Annotated in this window: 15 protein-coding genes; 7 read left to right on the forward strand and 8 right to left on the reverse strand. The window is 71.6% G+C overall.

The window, feature by feature from the left end:
• Nucleotides 1-91 precede the first annotated feature (91 nt).
• From AB0J53_RS11020 to AB0J53_RS11035, 4 genes are all read left to right on the forward strand, one after another.
• Nucleotides 92-3,340, forward strand: a complete 3,249-nt coding sequence (locus AB0J53_RS11020; protein ID WP_364170994.1) for an efflux RND transporter permease subunit — start codon at nt 92-94, stop codon at nt 3,338-3,340.
• 110 nt (nt 3,341-3,450) lie between these two features.
• Complete coding sequence (gene purB, locus AB0J53_RS11025; RefSeq protein WP_219519078.1) at nt 3,451-4,881, forward strand: adenylosuccinate lyase; 1,431 nt, start codon at nt 3,451-3,453, stop codon at nt 4,879-4,881.
• 92 nt (nt 4,882-4,973) lie between these two features.
• Nucleotides 4,974-5,684, forward strand: a complete 711-nt coding sequence (locus AB0J53_RS11030; protein WP_364170997.1) for a GNAT family N-acetyltransferase — start codon at nt 4,974-4,976, stop codon at nt 5,682-5,684.
• A gap of 103 nt (nt 5,685-5,787) precedes the next feature.
• Nucleotides 5,788-6,846 carry a DUF4037 domain-containing protein gene (locus AB0J53_RS11035; protein ID WP_364170999.1) on the forward strand — a complete coding sequence of 353 codons (1,059 nt, stop codon included), beginning with the start codon at nt 5,788-5,790 and terminating at the stop codon, nt 6,844-6,846.
• Nucleotides 6,847-6,875: 29 nt separating this feature from the next.
• Here the strand turns inward: AB0J53_RS11035 and AB0J53_RS11040 are convergent, their stop codons facing one another.
• The 3 genes from AB0J53_RS11040 to AB0J53_RS11050 are packed head-to-tail and all read right to left on the reverse strand — an operon-like array spanning nt 6,876 to nt 8,822.
• Nucleotides 6,876-7,703: an SRPBCC family protein gene (locus AB0J53_RS11040; RefSeq protein ID WP_364171001.1), complete on the reverse strand. Its 828-nt coding sequence runs from the start codon at nt 7,701-7,703 to the stop codon at nt 6,876-6,878.
• The gene (locus tag AB0J53_RS11045) at nt 7,700-8,020 is read right to left on the reverse strand and encodes a metalloregulator ArsR/SmtB family transcription factor (protein WP_219519086.1); all 321 of its coding nucleotides are present in this window, start codon (nt 8,018-8,020) and stop codon (nt 7,700-7,702) included. The genes AB0J53_RS11040 and AB0J53_RS11045 overlap by 4 nt, the downstream gene beginning before the upstream one ends.
• A 40-nt stretch (nt 8,021-8,060) precedes the next feature.
• A complete protein-coding gene (locus AB0J53_RS11050) occupies nt 8,061-8,822 on the reverse strand; it encodes a MerR family transcriptional regulator (RefSeq protein ID WP_364171003.1) in 762 nt (253 codons plus the stop codon).
• A gap of 65 nt (nt 8,823-8,887) precedes the next feature.
• On the opposite strand from AB0J53_RS11050, the gene AB0J53_RS11055 reads away from it, so the two are divergent.
• Both AB0J53_RS11055 and AB0J53_RS11060 read left to right on the forward strand, forming a co-directional pair.
• Nucleotides 8,888-9,745 (forward strand): MerR family transcriptional regulator, encoded by an 858-nt coding sequence (locus AB0J53_RS11055; protein WP_364171005.1) that lies wholly within the window; start codon nt 8,888-8,890, stop codon nt 9,743-9,745.
• Entirely contained in the window at nt 9,742-10,269 is a 528-nt protein-coding gene (locus tag AB0J53_RS11060; RefSeq protein WP_364171007.1) for a hypothetical protein, read from the forward strand. Before AB0J53_RS11055 ends, AB0J53_RS11060 begins: the two co-directional genes overlap by 4 nt.
• Nucleotides 10,270-10,288: 19 nt before the next feature.
• On the opposite strand, the gene AB0J53_RS11065 is transcribed toward AB0J53_RS11060, so the two are convergent.
• The 4 genes from AB0J53_RS11065 to AB0J53_RS11080 all read right to left on the reverse strand — a co-directional run bounded on the left by AB0J53_RS11065 (nt 10,289) and on the right by AB0J53_RS11080 (nt 15,621).
• Nucleotides 10,289-11,308, reverse strand: coding sequence for a tyrosine-type recombinase/integrase (locus AB0J53_RS11065; RefSeq protein ID WP_219519098.1), 1,020 nt, complete (start codon nt 11,306-11,308; stop codon nt 10,289-10,291).
• 67 nt (nt 11,309-11,375) lie between these two features.
• On the reverse strand, nt 11,376-12,905 hold the full coding sequence (locus AB0J53_RS11070) for a UDP-N-acetylglucosamine 1-carboxyvinyltransferase (protein WP_308126251.1): 1,530 nt from the start codon (nt 12,903-12,905) through the stop codon (nt 11,376-11,378).
• Between the two features lie 16 nt (nt 12,906-12,921).
• On the reverse strand, nt 12,922-14,616 hold the full coding sequence (locus AB0J53_RS11075; RefSeq protein WP_364171009.1) for an enoyl-CoA hydratase-related protein: 1,695 nt from the start codon (nt 14,614-14,616) through the stop codon (nt 12,922-12,924).
• Nucleotides 14,617-14,877: 261 nt separating this feature from the next.
• A complete protein-coding gene (locus AB0J53_RS11080; protein ID WP_364171049.1) occupies nt 14,878-15,621 on the reverse strand; it encodes a CPBP family intramembrane glutamic endopeptidase in 744 nt (247 codons plus the stop codon).
• 160 nt (nt 15,622-15,781) lie between these two features.
• Here AB0J53_RS11080 and AB0J53_RS11085 point away from each other — a divergent pair, with 160 nt between their 5' ends.
• A complete protein-coding gene (locus AB0J53_RS11085) occupies nt 15,782-16,561 on the forward strand; it encodes a TetR/AcrR family transcriptional regulator (RefSeq protein ID WP_364171011.1) in 780 nt (259 codons plus the stop codon).
• Between the two features lie 265 nt (nt 16,562-16,826).
• On the opposite strand, the gene AB0J53_RS11090 is transcribed toward AB0J53_RS11085, so the two are convergent.
• Nucleotides 16,827-17,081 carry a hypothetical protein gene (locus AB0J53_RS11090; protein WP_364171013.1) on the reverse strand — a complete coding sequence of 85 codons (255 nt, stop codon included), beginning with the start codon at nt 17,079-17,081 and terminating at the stop codon, nt 16,827-16,829.
• Between the last annotated feature and the right edge of the window lie 113 nt (nt 17,082-17,194).

The following is a 17,194-nucleotide window of genomic DNA, read 5'->3' on the forward strand; positions in this document are numbered from 1 at the left end:
TGAGAAGGTTATCAGGAAAGTCATGTAGGGCTAAATATTCGTATCAGGCGAAGTGTTAGTCTCGGGGCGAACTCTTGAAGGGGACACCTCCATGACCGCACTCGCCCGGTTGAGCCTTGCCAACCGCAGCCTTGTGATATTGATCGCGGTCGTGCTCAGCGCCTTCGGCGCGTTCACGATCCCGCAGCTGAAGCAGCAGTTGCTGCCGTCCTTGTCCTTTCCCGGCGCGTTCGTGGTGGCGCCGTATCCGGGTGCTTCTCCGGAGATCGTGGAGGAGCAGGTCACCGAGCCGCTGGAGGATGCGTTCCAGGGGCTGGCCGGGATGGAGTCGATGACGTCGACGTCGAAGGAGGGCCTGGCGCAGATCCAGGTGGCTTTCGCGTTCGGGACGGACATCGAGCAGTCGGTGAGCAAGATGCAGCAGGCGGTGAGCCGGGTGCAGAGCCGGCTGCCGGCTGATGTGGAGCCGCAGGTGGTGGCGGGTAACACCGATGACCTGCCGGTGCTGGTGCTGGCGGTGGGTGACGGCGGGGATCCGCGGGCGATGGCGGACAAGCTGCGTCAGGTGATGGTGCCGGAGCTGCAGGCGGTCGAGGGTGTGCGGGAGGCCGAGGTCACGGGTACGCGTGACGAGGTCGTGACGATCACGCCGGATGTGAAGAAGATGGCGCTGGCGGGGGTGTCGGCGGCGCAGATCCCCGAGGTGCTGCGGGCGAACGGGACGCCGATCCCGGCGGGCACGCTGGTCGATGACGGCAAGTCGCTGACGGTGCAGGTGGGGTCGCGGGTCGATTCGCTGGCGGAGCTGAAGGGGTTGTATCTGACGCCGGCTCAGCCGCAGGCGCAGCCGGGTCAGGTCCAGCAGGGTCAGCAGGGTCAGGCGCGTCCTGGTCAGGGTCAGCAGCAGGCCGCTCCTCAGCAGGCCCAGCAGCAGGCCCAGCGGCAGGGTCAGCAGGCGGTGGCGCAGCCTCGGCCGTTGAAGCCGGTGCGGCTGGGTGATGTGGCGACGGTGGAGCGCGGCCTGGCCGACGCGACGACGATCACGCGTACGGACGGCAAGACGAGCCTGGGCGTGTCGGTGACGATGACGCCGGACGGCAACGCGGTGGCGATCTCGCACGAGGTGCGGGAGAAGCTGCCGGAGCTGACGCGGGCGCTGGGTGACAGTTCGGACACCGCGGTGGAGGTGGTGTTCGATCAGGCTCCGTACGTGGAGGAGTCGATCGAGAACCTGACGACCGAGGGCGTGCTGGGCCTGGTGTTCGCGGTGCTGGTCATCCTGGTGTTCCTGTTGTCGGTGCGTTCGACGCTGGTGACGGCGGTGTCGATCCCGCTGTCGGTGGTGATCGCGCTGCTGGTGCTGTGGGCGGGTGATTACTCGCTGAACATGCTGACGCTGGGCGCGTTGACGATCGCGGTGGGCCGGGTGGTCGACGACTCGATCGTGGTGCTGGAGAACATCAAGCGTCATCTGGGTTATGGGGAGGCGAAGCTGTCGGCGATCCTCGCGGGTGTGCGCGAGGTGGCGGGGGCGGTGACGGCCTCGACGTTGACGACGGTGGCGGTGTTCGTGCCGATCGCGGTCGTGGGCGGCATGGTGGGTGAGTTGTTCAGCCCGTTCGCGATCACGGTGTCGGTGGCGTTGCTGGCGTCGCTGGTGGTGTCGCTGACGGTGGTGCCGGTGCTGGCGTTCTGGTTCCTGAAGGCGCCGTCGCTGTCTCCTGAGGAGGCGCGTAAGCAGCGTGAGGTGGCCGAGGCCAAGGAGCGGCGCAGCCTGTTGCAGCGGGCGTATCTGCCGGTGTTGCGGTTCGCGACGCGGTTCAAGCTGGTGACGGTGCTGATCGGTGTGGCGGTGTTCGTCGGCACGATGGGGCTGGCGGGTGGTCTGCAGACGAACTTCCTGGATTCGTCAGGGCAGAATTCGGTGTCGTTGAGCCAGCGGATGCCGGTGGGCACGGATCTCAGGACGACGGACGAGGCCGCGGCGAAGGTGGAGGACGTGCTCTCCGGTCTGGAGGGTGTGGAGTCATACCAGGTGACCGTGGGTGGCGGCAACGCGATGATGGGCGGGGCCGGGGGTGGCGCGGATCGGGCGTCGTACTCGGTGACGCTGGCCGAGGGCGTGGACGCGCCGGCGGTGGAGCAGGCGTTGCGTGAGCGGCTGGCGTCGGTGTCGGGGATCGGTGAGGTGACGGTCGGCGCCGCGGGTGCGGGGGGTTTCTCCTCCGACGGGGTCGAGGTGATCGTGCGGGCGCCGGACGAGCAGGCGTTGCGGTCGGCGGCGGACGCGGTGGCGTCGGCGATGGGTGAGGTCGCGGGTCTGCGTGATGTGTCGTCGAACCTGGAGTCGTCGGCGCCTCGGATCGAGGTGCGGGTGGACCGTGAGGAGGCGGCCGAGCGTGGTCTGTCGGAGGCGGCGGTGGGTCAGGCGGTGGCGCAGGCGTTCCGGGGCGCGCCGCTGGGTCAGCTGACGCTGGACGGGCGGGCGAGTGATCTGGTGCTGCGGGGCGGTGACGCGCCGGAGGACGTGAAGGCGGTGGAGGATCTGCGGTTGCCGACGGCGGCGGGTCTGGTGAAGCTGTCGTCGGTGGCCGAGGTGGAGCGGGTCGCGGGTCCGACGCAGGTGACGCGGATCGACGGTGAGCGGTCGGCGACGGTGTCGGCGAAGGCGACGGCTGCTGATCTGGGCAGTGTGACGCAGGCGTTGACGGAGAAGCTGGACGGTCTGGGGTTGTCGGCGGGTGCGTCGTACGAGATCGGGGGCGCGTCGGCGGATCAGCAGGAGGCGTTCGCGGATCTGGGGCTGGCGATGCTGGCGGCGATCGCGATCGTGTTCATGATCATGGTGGCGACGTTCCGGAGTTTCGTGCAGCCGTTGATCCTGCTGGTGTCGGTGCCGTTCGCGGCGACGGGCGCGGTGGGGTTGCTGGTGGCGACGAACACGGCGATGGGTGTGCCGGCGTTGATCGGCATGTTGATGCTGATCGGCATCGTGGTGACGAACGCGATCGTGCTCATCGACCTGATCAACCAGTATCGGGATCAGGGGATGGGTGTGGTGGAGGCGGTCATCGAGGGTGGCCGGCAGCGGTTGCGGCCGATCCTGATGACGGCGGTGGCGACGATCTGCGCGTTGACGCCGATGGCGTTGGGTGTGACGGGGTCGGGCGGGTTCATCTCGCAGCCGCTGGCGATCGTGGTGATCGGCGGGCTGGTGACGTCGACGTTGCTGACGCTGGTGCTGGTGCCGACGCTGTACACGATGGTGGAGCGGGCCAAGGAGCGGTTGCGGCGCTCGCCGCAGGAGCCGAAGGCGGGCAAGGTGCTGGAGCCGGCCTGACCTGGGCGGGTGGTGTGTGGCGGGCGTCTTCCCTGGGGTGGGGAGGCGCCCGCCGGCGTTGGGCGGGGGGTGGGGTGCGGGGTGGGGGGTGGTGAATACACTTGTCCAACGTGACTTCGAAGCCTCGTATCCCTGATGTTCTCGCCGCTCGTTACGCTTCGCCGGAGCTGGCGCGCCTGTGGTCTCCCGAGTACAAGGTGGTGGCGGAGCGGCGGCTGTGGCTGGCGGTGCTGCGGGCTCAGGCGGAGCTGGGGGTGGCGGTTCCGGAGGGGGCGCTCGATGATTACGAGAAGGTCGTCGAGCGGGTGGATCTGGAGTCGATCGCGGCGCGGGAGCGGGTGACGCGCCACGACGTGAAGGCGCGGATCGAGGAGTTCAACGCGCTGGCCGGGCACGAGCAGGTGCACAAGGGCATGACGTCGCGTGATCTGACGGAGAACGTGGAGCAGTTGCAGGTGCGCGACAGCCTGCTGCTGGTGCGTGATCGGGTGGTGGCGTTGCTGGCGCGGCTGGCGGAGCTGGCGGCCGGGCATGAGGCGACGGTGATGGCGGGGCGTTCGCACAATGTGGCGGCGCAGGCGACGACGCTGGGCAAGCGGTTCGCGTCGGCGGCCGATGAGCTGCTGGTGGCGTATCGGCGGCTGGAGGAGCTGCTGGCGCGTTATCCGTTGCGGGGGATCAAGGGGCCGGTGGGGACGGCTCAGGACATGCTGGATCTGCTGGGCGGTGACGAGGGGGCGCTGGCGGAGCTGGAGGGCCGGGTGGCGGCTCATCTGGGGTTCGCGCACCGGTTCACGAGTGTGGGGCAGGTCTATCCGCGGTCGCTGGACTTCGAGGTGGTGACGGCGCTGGTGCAGCTGGCGGCGGCGCCGTCGTCGCTGGCCAAGACGATCCGGTTGATGGCCGGGCACGAGCTGGTGACGGAGGGGTTCAAGGAGGGGCAGGTGGGCTCCTCGGCGATGCCGCACAAGATGAACACGCGCTCGTGTGAGCGGGTGAACGGGCTGACGGTGGTGTTGCGGGGTTACGCCTCGATGGTGGGTGAGCTGGCGGGTGACCAGTGGAACGAGGGGGACGTGTCGTGTTCGGTGGTGCGCCGGGTGGCGTTGCCGGATGCGTTCTTCGCCTTCGACGGGCTGGTGGAGACGATGTTGACGGTGCTGGAGGAGTTCGGCGCGTTCCCGGCGGTGGTGTCGGCGGAGCTGGACCGGTATCTGCCGTTCCTGGCGACGACGAAGATGCTGATGGCGGCGGTGCGTGCGGGGGTGGGGCGTGAGCAGGCGCATGAGCTGATCAAGGAGCATGCGGTGGCGTCGGCGCTGGCGATGCGGTCGCGGGGGGCGGCCAATGAGCTGCTGGATCGGCTGGGGGCTGATGAGCGGTTCCCGCTGGATCGGGCGGCGCTGGAGGGGTTGCTGGCGGATCGGGTGTCGTTCACGGGGGCGGCGGCGGGTCAGGTGGCGTCGGTGGTGCGGCAGGTGGGTGAGGTGGTGGCGGCTCGTCCGGAGGCGGCGGCTTATCGGCCGGGCGCGATCCTGTGACGTCGGTGTCGCCGGCTTTCGTACGCGGGGGTGTGCGGGAGCTGGGGTCGCCGGCTGAGGTGCGTGCGGCGTGCGGGGATGACGATCTGCTGGTGTGGGCGGCTCAGCGGCTGGAGGGCGGGGCTCGGGCGTGGGCTCTGGGTGATGCGGTGGTGGCGGCGGCTCCGGCGATCTCGCGGCGGGACCGGCTGGTGGTGTGGGCGGGTCCGGGGCCGGCGTCGGTGGGGTCGGCGTCTTCGGTGACGGCTGTGCGGCTGGTGCGGTTCGCGCTGGCCGAGCTGGGGCCGTCCTATCGTCCGCTGGGTGAGCGGGAGCTGGTGTCGCGGGTGGTGGCGGAGCTGGACGAGGTGGAGGTGTCGGGGGCGTTCTCGTGGATGAGCCTGCCCGGCGGCCCGGTCCCGTACGACGACGCGGGTGGCCCGGAGGTGGGCTGGCTGGGGGGCGCGGCGGAGGGTGAGGTGGCGGCGCTGCTGGCGGGGCACGCGCCCGACTCGTACGCGGTGCCGGGTGCGGCCGGGGTGCGGCGGTGGGCGGGGGTGCGGATCGGCGGGGAGCTGGCGGCGGTGGCGGCCGATGCGTGGTCGGCGCCGTCGGTGGGGCTGCTGGCGGGGGTGGCGACGGTGGCGAGCCGGCGCGGGCTGGGGCTGGCCGAGCGGGTGTGCCGGTGGGTGTCGCGGGAGCTGGTGGCCGGGCACGGGCGGGCGGCGCTGATGGTGGACGACGACAACGCGGCGGCTCTGTCGGTGTACGGGCGGATCGGGTACGTGCGCCGCCCGGTGCTGGCCGCCCAGGTGGCTGCCTGAACCCTCCGGGGTGTCGTCCGGGTCGAAAATTAATTCGGGTGAGGTTGCGGGTGGCGTCAGGCACAGTGGACGCGTGATGACCGATTTTGTGCCTGGTATCGAATTGTCCCGTGCCTTCTATCGGGAGGCGGTGGCGCCGCTGCTGGCGGGTGTGCGGCACAGTGCGGCGCTGGTGGGGCCCGGGTCGGAGGTGCTGGCCTTCGACACGGGCCGTTCGGCTGATCATGATTGGGGGCCTCGGGTGCTGGTGTTCGTGCCCGAGGGGCTGGTGGGTGAGGTGGAGGCGGCGGTGACGCGCCGGCTGCCGGAGCGTTTCGGCGGGTTTCCGACGGTGTTCGACTATCACGGTGAGGTGCGGCCGGGGGTGGTGGTGGCGGATCTGGGGGAGTGGCTGCGGGGGCAGCTCGGGTTCGATCCGCGTGGCGGGGTGTCGGTGCTGGACTGGCTGTCGGCGCCGTGGCAGCGGCTGGCGGAGGTGACGTGCGGTGAGGTGTTCCACGACGGCCTGCCCACCGGCGGGCCGGATGGCGGCCGGCTGGATGACGGGCGGCCGGATGAAGGCGGGCTGGAGGCGGTGCGGCGGACGCTGCGCTGGTATCCGCGTGACGTGTGGCGGTACGTGCTGGCCTGCCAGTGGCGGCGCATCGCGCAGGAGGAGGCGTTCCCCGGCCGGTGCGGCGAGGTCGGCGACGAGCTGGGGTCGGCGGTCGTGGGGGCGCGGCTGGCGCGGGAGGTGATGCGGCTGGCGCTGCTGCTGCGCCGCCGCTATCCCCCGTACGCCAAATGGCTCGGCAGCGCCCTGGCGCGGCTGCCCGGGTCGGTGGAGCTGGGCGAGTCGCTGGGGGCGGCGCTGGCGGCGCGGTCGTGGCGGGAGCGGCAGGAGGGCCTGTCGTCGGCGTATTCGCGGCTGGCGGCGTTGCAGAACCGGGCGGGGCTGGCGGTGCGGCTGGATGAGCGGGTGCGGGCCTTCCATGATCGGCCGTTCGAGGTGATCGGGGGTGACCGGTTCGCCGAGGCGCTGCTGGGTCAGGTGGCCGATCCGGTGGTCAGGGCGCTGCCTTTGATGGGGTGCGTCGACCAGTTGTCGGATTCGACGGATCTGCTGATGGCGCCGGGGCGGGCGCGGGCGGTGACGGCGGCGGCGCTCGGCCTGGGCGCCTGACCGCCCCGTAGCCCTGCCCGGTGTGCCGGTCAGGGGGTGAGGGCGGCGGCGAGCTCCTCGGCGCGGGCGCGCCAGGCGGGCAGCGTGGCGCGCAGGGCGGCGGCCTGGCCGGTGCCGGTGAGGACGAGGCGGGCGCCGTGGCCGGTGCCTTCGGCCAGTTCCCAGCGGATGACGCCGCCGGCGCTCTCGTACTCGCTGTCGTGCTCGAGCTCGTATTCGAGGAGTTTGCCGGGCTCGACGCGGGTGACGGGACCGGCGGGGACGCCGCCGGCGGTGAACGGGGCGGGCGGCGGCGCGCCGGGGGTGGCCCGGCCGCCGTCGAGGGCGGCCCACACGTCGGCGGCCGGGCGGGTGAGCTGGCGTTCGATCCGCAGGACGGCGCCGCCGTCGCCGGTCTCTTCCACGGTGCCGGGGACGAGGCCGAGGATGGCGACGTAGTCCTCGTGCAGGCGGCCGGGGGCGGGCGGGGTGAAGGGGCGGCCGTCGAGGTGGGCGGCGAGCGCGGCGGCGCAGGTGTGCCAGCCGGAGGCGAAGCTCGCGGCGCCGAAGCGGTCGCCGAAGGTGTGGGTGAGTTCCAGGACGCAGCCGTCGCCGTCGGGGTGGATCTCCCAGCGGAGCTCGTCCTCCCCCCAGGTGTGGGCGAACACGTGGGGCGGGCGCAGCTCGACGACGCGCCCGTCGGGGCCGAAGCCGTAGCTGACGCGGTCGCCGTCGATGCTCATCTCGGCCGGGAACCAGTGCCGCAGGTGGGCGGGCTCGGTGATGGCGCGCCACACCTTGGCGGGCGGGTGGGGCAGGCGGCGTTGCATGCGCAGTTCGGTGCGGCCGTCGGGGCGGGTGGTCAGGTGCTCGTTCACGGCTCCTCCGGAGGGTCGTCGGGCATGGTGTCCAGGTGGTGTTCGAGCCGGTCGAGGCTGCCGGCCCACAGCCGCCGGTAGGGGGTGAGCCAGGCGTCGATCTCGGCCAGCGGCTGGGGGCGCAGCTCGTACCAGCGGCGCTGGGCGTCCTTGCGGACGGTGACGAGGCCGGCCTGGCGCAGGGCGCGCAGGTGCTTGGAGGTGCCGGGCTGGGTGAGGCCGAGGCGCTGGGTGAGCTCGCCGACCAGGCGCGGGCGCTCCAGCAGCAGGTCGAGGATCTGCCGCCGGGCCGGTTCCGCCAGAACGTCGAAACGCATGCTTCATACTCTACCGGTTATATACCGGGATGGGAATGTATCAGGGGGAGTGCCGGTCCGCGTTCGCCGCGATCGCCTCCCGCACGTACCCCGCCAGCCCCGGCGTCACCTCGTCGTAGGCCGCCGTGAACCGCGGATCCGACACGTACAGCTCACCCAGGCACCGGTGGATGTCGTACGTGCACGTGTAGAACCACCGGCAGATGTGCAGCCGATGCCGCTCGGCCAGATCCATCGCCCGCACCCCGCCCGCCGGCAGCCCGCCGGTGAACGCCGCCGCCAGGTCCGCGCCGATCGCCTCCGCCTCCGCCTTCAGCTCCACCCAGTCGCCCTTGGTGTAGGAGGCCACGCGGCGGCGGCTCTCGGCGTAGGCGTCGGTGCCGCCCCAGCGCCGCTCCACCTCCGCCTCATGGTCCTCCGGCCGGAACCGGCCGAACACCTCCAGCCGCTCCCGCGGCGTCAGCGCGATCCCGAGGGAACGCGCCTCGATCGCCCGCTCCACCGCCGCGATCACCTCCCGCAGCCGCTCCGACTTGCGCGACAGCAGCTCGTGCTGGCGGCGCAACTGCGTCACCTCGTCCACCTGCGGATCGTCGAGGATGACGGCGATCTCCTCCAGCGGGAAGCCCAGCTCCCGGTAGAGCAGCACCTGCTGCAGCCGCACCAGGTCGTCGTCGGTGTAGCGCCGGTAGCCCGCCGCCGTGCGCTCACCCGGGCACAACAGCCCGATCTCGTCGTAGTGGTGCAGGGTGCGCACGGTCACCCCCGCGAGCCGGGACACCTGGCCGACAGACAGACTCATGCCCTCCAGCATGAACCCTCACGTGACGTGAGAGGCAAGTGGACTCTCCCCCCGCCGGAGAGTCCATGCTGGGGGACGTGGACGAGGACCTGCTGCCGATCGGGCAGTTCGCCCGGCTCAGCCGCCTGAGCGTCAAGCAACTGCGGCACTACGACGAGCTGGGCCTGCTGGAGCCGGCGTACGTGGACGGCGACACCGGCTACCGCTACTACCGGCCGTCGCAGGCGCGCACCGCGCTGTCGATCGGGCTGCTGCGCTCGCTCGACGTGCCGCTGCCCGCCGTCGGCGAGGTGCTGGCCGGACGGCCCGGCGCGCTGGAGTCGGTACGGGACGCCCTGGAGAGCGAGCTGGCCCGCAGACGCCAGGCCCTGGCGGCGCTGGAACGCGTCATGGCCGAAGGACTGCCCGAGCCGCCGGTGCGGGTCGTCGAGGAGCCAGCGCACCGGGCCGCCGTGGTGCGCGAGCCCGCCGCCGGCCCTGAGGGCATCGGCGCCGCCACCTCGGCCGCGGTCGCCCGCCTCATGGCCGCCCGCCACGCGAGCGGGCCAGGCGGTGGGTCCGGTGGTGGGCCCGGTGGTGGGCCCGGTGGTGGGCAGGTGCGGCTGATCGGCCTGTTCCCCGCCGACCTCGGCGACGTCGTCGACGTGGCCGTCGCGCTCGTCCTGGAGCCCGGCGACCCCTGGGAGGAACCCCCCGCCGGGGTGCGCACCGAGGTGCTGCCCGGCGGCACGTTCGCCATGGCCACCCACGTCGGCCCGTACGGGCAGATCGCCCTCACCGCGCACGCCGTGCTCGCCTGGTGCGCCGAACGGCGGCTGCGGGCCCGCGGCCCGATCCGCGAAGTGTACGTCTCCGACCCGGCGGTGACGCCGCCGGAGCGGCTCGTCACCCATCTGATGATCGCCCTGCAGGAGGAACGATGAACGACACCCCCGAACGCGTCACCCTCGGCCCGCTCGTCTGCCTGAGCGTCACCGGGCTCGGCGAGCCCGGCGGCGGCGAGCACACCACCGCGATCGGCGCCCTGTACGCGGTCGCCGCCGGCCTGGGCGGCCCCGCCGGCCCGCTGGAAGGACTGTGGTGGGCCGAGGACGATCGGCCACCGCTGCAGGTGCCGCGCGAACTGTGGCGCTGGCACCTGCTGCTGCCCCTGCCCGGCATGCCGGAGCCGGGACTGCTGGAGAGCGCCCGCGAACAGGCCCGCCCCTCCGGCGCCGCCGTCGACCGGGTGCGCGTGAGCGTGCACACCGAGGGGGAGTGCGTGCAGCTGACGCACGAGGGCCCCTTCAGCGAGGAGCACCGCACGCTGGCCGTCATGGACGCCTACATGACCGCCCACCACCTGGTGCCCAACGGCCCCCACCACGAGATCTACCTGACGCCGCTGGACGACCCCCGGCCCCGCACCCTGCTGCGCCAGCCGGTCCGCAAGGACAGCCCCCTTTGACGGAAGCGCCCCGCGGGCCTCACCGCTCGCGGGGCTCGCGCAGCAGCGGGTGGGCGCGCATCGCCACCTCCAGCTCACCCGGCAGCTCGTCACGGTAGCGGCCCAGCGTGGACAGGTCACTGTGCCCCAGCACCCGCCGCACCGCGTCCATGTCGACCGCGTCGGCCAGCAGATGCGTCGCCGTGGTGTGCCGCAGCCCGTGCGGCGTCACCGACCGCGCCCGGTCCGGGTCGACCTGCCGCCGCACCCGGTCGATCACCGCCTGCACGTCGCCACGCGCCAGCCGCCGCCCCCGCCACGACAGCAGCAGCGCCTTGTCGGCCGACTCCGGCCGCCCCCGCTCCAGATAGACCTCCAGCACGTGCGCCACGTCACGGGGGAGCGGCACGTCCCGGGTGCGGCCACCCTTGCCGAAGATCCGCCAGTAACGCACCCCGTCGTTGGTGAAGAAATCCTCCACGTTGGCGCCCACCAGCTCCGACACGCGCGGCCCCAGCGTCGTCAGCAGCAGCACGATCAGCGCGTCACGCACCTCCGTGCGCTGGTCACGCCGCCGGCCCGGCCGGGGCGCCGCCTCGCCCAGCTCCCGCGCCGCCCCGATCAGCCCCTGCGCCTGCTCACGCGTCAGCGCCCGCCGCTCGGGCCGCAGCCCGCCCCGCTCCCGCGCCGTCACCGTCGCCGACGCCATCGGATCCAGCTGCACCCACCCGGCCCGCGCCGCGTGCTTGAACAACGCCGACACCGACCGGCGAAAGCGCGCCTGCGACGAGGCCGACTGGCGGGCTCCCGGCTCCGGCGCGCTGCGCCGCCCGTCGGGCTTGCGCGCGAACGCCAGCAGGATCGCGTCGACGTCCTCACCCGTCAGATCGTCGAGCACCGTCCGCGCGCCGGCCAGCTCCACCAGCGTCGCCACGTCACGCGCGTACACCTCCGCCGTCGAGGCCGAAAGCGCCCCCGTCAGCGTCCGCGCCCGCACCAGCTCCACATAGCGATCAGCCGCCTCCGCCACCGTGACCCGGTCGAGCTCCGCAGGCCGCACCGTCCCCCCTCACCCCTTCGGGAAAGATCCATCCAAGGAGAGACGGTAGCGGCCGCCACCGACGAAATCAGATGTCGCGGAACGTCTCGATCCGCGCCCCCAGCGCGTTCAGCCGCTCGGCCAGATCCTCGTAACCACGGTTGATCACGTACACGTTGCGCAGCACCGACGTGCCCTCGGCCGCCATCATCGCCAGCAGCACCACCACCGCCGGCCGCAGCGCCGGCGGGCACATCATCTCCGCCGACCGCCACCGCGTCGGCCCCTCCACCAGCACCCGGTGCGGGTCCAGCAGCTTGACCGACGCGCCCAGCCGCGTCAGCTCCGTCAGGTAGATCGCCCGGTTGTCGTAGACCCAGTCGTGGATGAGCGTCGAACCCTGCGCCGAGGCGGCGATCGCCGCGAAGAACGGCACGTTGTCGATGTTCAGCCCCGGGAACGGCATCGGATGGATCTTGTCGATGGGGGAGACGAGCTTGGACGGCCGCACCGTCAGATCCACCAGCCGGGTGCGGCCGTTGGCCGCCGGGTACTCCGCCCCCCGGTCGTGGTCGAGCCCCATCTCCTCCAGGACCGCCAGCTCGATCTCCAGGAACTCCACCGGCACCCGGCAGATCGTCAGCTCCGACGACGTCACCACCGCCGCCGCCAGCAGGCTCATCGCCTCGACCGGGTCCTCCGACGGCGAGTAGTCGACGTCACGCTCGATCGAGGCGACCCCGTGCACCGTCAGCGTCGTCGTGCCGATGCCCTCCACCCGCACGCCGAGCTGCTCCAGGAAGAAGCACAGATCCTGCACCATGTAGTTGGACGAGGCGTTGCGGATCACCGTCACCCCGTCGTGCCGCGCCGCCGCCAGCAGCGCGTTCTCCGTCACCGTGTCGCCGCGCTCGGTCAGCACGATCGCCCGCGACGGCGACACTCCCCGGTCCACCCGCGCGTGGTAGAAGCCGCCGGTCGCGGTGATGTCGAGGCCGAAGTGCCGCAGCGCCGACATGTGCGGCTGCACCGTGCGCGTGCCCAGGTCACAGCCGCCCGCGTACGGGATGCGGAACTGGTCGGTGCGGTGCATGAGCGGCCCGAGGAACATGATGACGCTGCGCGTGCGCCGCGCCGCCTCGGTGTCCATCGACTCCAGCTCCAGCCGCGCCGGAGGGACGATCTCCAGGTCGCTGCCCTCGTTGATCCACCGCGCCCGCACCCCGATCGAGGCGAGCACCTCCAGGATCCGGTAGACCTCCTCGATCCGCGCCACCTTGCGCAGGATGGTGCGGCCCGAGTTGAGCAGCGACGCGCACAGCAGCGCCACGCACGCGTTCTTGGACGTCTTCACCTCGATGCTGCCCGACAGGCGGCGCCCGCCCACGACCCGCAGATGCATCGGCCCCGCGTAGCCGAGCGACACGATCTCGCTGTCGAGCGCCTCGCCGATCCGCGCGATCATCTCAAGACTGATGTTCTGGTTGCCGCGCTCGATCCGGTTGACCGCGCTCTGGCTCGTCGCCAGCGCATCGGCCAGCTGCAGCTGTGTCCAACCACGATGCTGGCGAGCATCCCGGATCAGCCGGCCGATCCGCACAAGGTAATCGTCTGCCACAACCCCACAACCTATCTCACATATGAGATGCCCCCGGGAGCGACGTGCCGGACAGTTCACGATGAACCGCCAGATGCGGTGGTGTGCGGTCAGCCTTCCGCTTGTGTACGAAAGCCTCACGCGCCTGCCGGAACCCCGACCTGTCGTCGAACATGTCCCGGCTCATCTCCGCCAGCTCCTCCACCCGGTAGGCCTCCAGCGGCCTGCGCCGCTCGTCGGCATCCCTGGCCGCCTGTTTGGCCGCCAGCAACCGTCCATACCCGGGATCGGCCGCGAGTCTCTCCGCGTACTCCAGCACCGCCCGCTCGAACGCCTGCCGCGACCCCGCCACCGCCCGGTCGGCCAGCCCCAGCTCCACCGCCTCCCGCGCCCCGATCGGCAGCGCCTCACCCGTCAGCCGCGCCGCCTCCCGCGCACCCACCCGCCGCACCAGCGTGTACGTCCACAGCTCGCTGCCGAACAGCCCCATCGTCCGGTAATGCGGATTGAGCACCACCCCCTCACGCACGATCACCCGGTCGGCGCCCAGCCCCATCATCACCCCGCCCGCGCCCGCGTTGCCGCCCACCGACGTCACCACCAGCTGACCCGTGCACCACACCAGCTCACGGCACACCTGGTTGATCGCGTTGATGTTCGTCCACGCCTCCAGCTCCGGATGCCGCGCCGCCTCGATCACGTTCAGATGGATGCCGTTGGAGAACACCTCACCACCACGCAGCACCAGCACCCGCGTGTCCTGCGCCGCCGCGTACCGCAACGCCGCCGCCAGCCGCCGGCACTGGTCGGTCGACATCGCCCCGTTGTAGAAGTCGAAGCTCACCACCCCGACCCCGTCGCCCCGGTCATAGGTGATCTCGCTGTAGCCCGGACGCTCCTGCGCCTCCGCCACCCGATCACCCAGCACCGACACCGCCGGCAGCTTGACCGCGCCCGGCTCGTCCGCGCGCAGATGCCCCACCCACACCGACCCGTCGCCGGTGTGCACGAGCACCGCCCCCTCACGCCGGCCCGCGACCGTCCCCGGCGTCCCCGCCAGCGCCGGACCCGGATACACGTCGAACACCCGCACCCGCATCCCGCACAGCTCCGCCAGGCCGCCCGGCGACCCGTCGGCCGCCCGCACCCGCCGCACCACCTCCGCCGTAGGCTCCGCCCACGACACCTCCCGGTCCGCCCGCCGCATCGCCGGCCGCAGCCTGCCGACGACCTCCGGCCGCGCGTAGTCCAGCGGCTCCGGCACGATCGCCGCATCGCCCGCCTTCGCCGCCACCTCCAGCACCAGCTCCACCGCCGCGTCCGCCACCGGCCCGTTGTACAGCGCCGACTTGCGCGGCGGCCCCGCCGGCACCGGGAACATCCGGTACGCCCAGATCGGGCCCGCGTCCATCTCCTCGACCGCCTGCAACGCCGTCACACCCCACTCGGCGGCCCCCTCGAGGATCGCCCAGTCCAGCGACGACGGCCCCCGGTCCCCGGGCGGGCCCGGATGGATGATCACCGTCCGCTGTCCCCGCCACAGCTCGGCCGGCACCTTCTCCTTCAGGAACGGGCAGATCACCAGATCCGGCTTGGCCAGCTGGACGGCCTCCAGCATCACCTCCGGCGACAACGCCAGCTCCACGCTGACGTCATGACCGGCCCGGCGCAGCTCCAGCCAGGCGCGCTGGGTCAGGCCGTTGAACGAGGAGCACAGCAGCAGGATGCGCAAGGGGGGATCCTCCGGACGATGTCGTTTTAAGGCGGCCCCATATGGGACGTTCGTGCATCGATGCTGACATGGTCTGGCAAGCAATGATGACAAATCCCAGCAGAACACCACAGCGGGGGAGGTGATTTCTCCCTATATGTCGGGATTTTTCTTCGGTTGGAGGCCCAACCCCCACTCACCCCCACTGACCGAAACCCCCCACCCTCCGTCCCGCACCCCGCACACACCGCCGCCGGGGGAGAGGGCAGCTCACCGCCACGATCACCCGCCCCCGCCCCCGCCCACCCCCGCCCGCGACCGCGACCGCGACACCACCCACACCACCACCACGGCCGCCACCACCGTCAGCACACCCGACACCACCGGCACCACCGCCGCGTCATACCCCGGCACATACGCCGCCGTCACGTTCAACATCGCGTGCATCAACACCGCCGCCGACACCCCGCCCGTCACCGCACGCAACCCCACCATGACCACCCGAGCCGCCACCGTCCCCACGAACCAGCCCCCGATCCACACCGCACCATGCCCCGCCTGCACCAACGGCAGCAGATGCCACACCCCCCAGAACACCCCGAGAACCACCCCCGCACCCACCACCCCGAACCGCCTCCGCAACGGATCGGCCGCATACCCCGTCCACCCCACCTCCTCGAACGCCGCCGCCACCACCGACGCCCCGAACACCAACGGCAACACCACCAGCGACGTCGCCAACCCCACCGGCACCGCACCCGCCAGCACCACCCCGGCCCCCACCACGACCGGCAACGCCACCGCCACCGCATACCACCGAGCCCGCCCCGCCGGCCGATCCACCACCCCCGCCAGCAACGCCACGACCCCCGCCCGACCCGCATCCCGCCACACCAGCACCACCGCCGCCACCAGCGGCACCACGAACATCGCCGCACTCGCCGGCATGTCGACCGCCCCCACCCGCACCGTGGGGGACAACGCCCCCACCACGTAGAACGGCACCGACAACACGGCGACCAGCACCAGGAACAACCCCGGCCGACCCACCACGGCCCACCACCCCCGCACCCATTGAGACACGATATCCCAAGTACCATAAACTACGAGAGTGACCCCACAACCACCGCAAACCGGCCCAACCCGACGCCGCACCCGCATCACCGACGAAGAAACCGCCCGCCGCATGCTCGACACCGCCACCCACACCGTCGAACACACCGGCCTCACCGTCAGCCTCGACCACCTCAGCCTCGAACAGATCATCCGAGACGCCGGCGTCGCCCGCAGCGCCGTCTACCGCCGCTGGCCCTACAAAGACCTCTTCTTCAGCGACCTCCTCCGCGAACTCGCCAAAGCCACCAACCCCACCACCACCGCCACCGACCCCACCGCCACCCAAACAGCCACCCACACCCTCCTCACCTCACTCACCTGGGCCCGCAACCCCCACCAACGCCGCGCCCTCGCCGCCGAAGCACTCCGCACCGGCGCACTCGGCGAATACGACCTCTTCCACCGCTCACCCGCCTGGCGCACCTACCTCGCCCTCCAAGCCACCTTCCGCAGCCTCCCCGACGGCGACCTCCGCACCGACGTCCAGCAAGCCCTCACCGACGCCGAACACACCATGATCACCGGCCTCGCCACCACCTACACCCACATGACCCGGCTCCTCGGCCTGCGCCCACACCCCGGCATCACGTACGAGACCATCGCCCGCTTCGCCGTCGCCACCCTGCGCGGACTCATCCTCATGACCCCCGCCAACCCCGAACTCACCACCCACCGATTCCCCGCCAACCCCTTCGGCGCCCCCGAACCCGCCGAATGGACCGAACCCGCGCTCGCGATCGCCACCGTCGTGGTCGGCCTCCTCGAACCCGACCCCGACCTCACCTGGACCGACGAACACGAACGCGCGGCCGAGCACGCCCTCCGCACGGGGCAATGGCGGGAAACCTGACAGCGGCGCCAGGCCGGAGGGGGACGGACGCCGCGCTGGTCACACCCGCCGAGGGGGAGTGGGCAGACGCCCACCCGTGGCGCACGGACGCGCGAGGGGAGTGAGCCCACCTGGAGTGATCAAGCCGGCATTGAGAGGGGAGCGCGCACGTAAGGAGGCCGCGCGGTGCGTCAGGGCGCGCGGCGGCGTGCGGAGGCGGCGGAACGACTGGTTGCTCATACCAAACAGAATCCAGCTTCTGTTTGGTATGGCCTATTTTGTCGGATTAGAGCCGGTTGACGAAGCGGGTGGCGGCGCGGTGGCTCATGCCCGTCTCGCCGCGTACGAGGAACACCGCCTCCTGGATCTGGCCCATCGCCTTCATCTCGCGGGCCTGCTCGACCAGGTCGGGGTTGGGGGCTGGGCGGTTACGGGGGCGGCGGGTGAGGCGCGCGGCCAGGATGATCAGGTAGATGATCACGATCGTGACGACCGCGGTGATCGCGACGAGACCGCCGGTGGAGATCGCCAGGCTGGGCATGATTCGATCGTACGCGCTCGGTTGTGCGGCACGAAGGGTGTGCGGGTGCGCCGGGGGCTCTGACGGCGGGCTTCTGGGGTCTGGCTAGTTGCTTGATAATGGACATTATGTCA

Origin of the sequence: Nonomuraea sp. NPDC049725 (assembly GCF_040674795.1) — a bacterium.
Classification (GTDB): domain Bacteria; phylum Actinomycetota; class Actinomycetes; order Streptosporangiales; family Streptosporangiaceae; genus Nonomuraea; species Nonomuraea ceibae.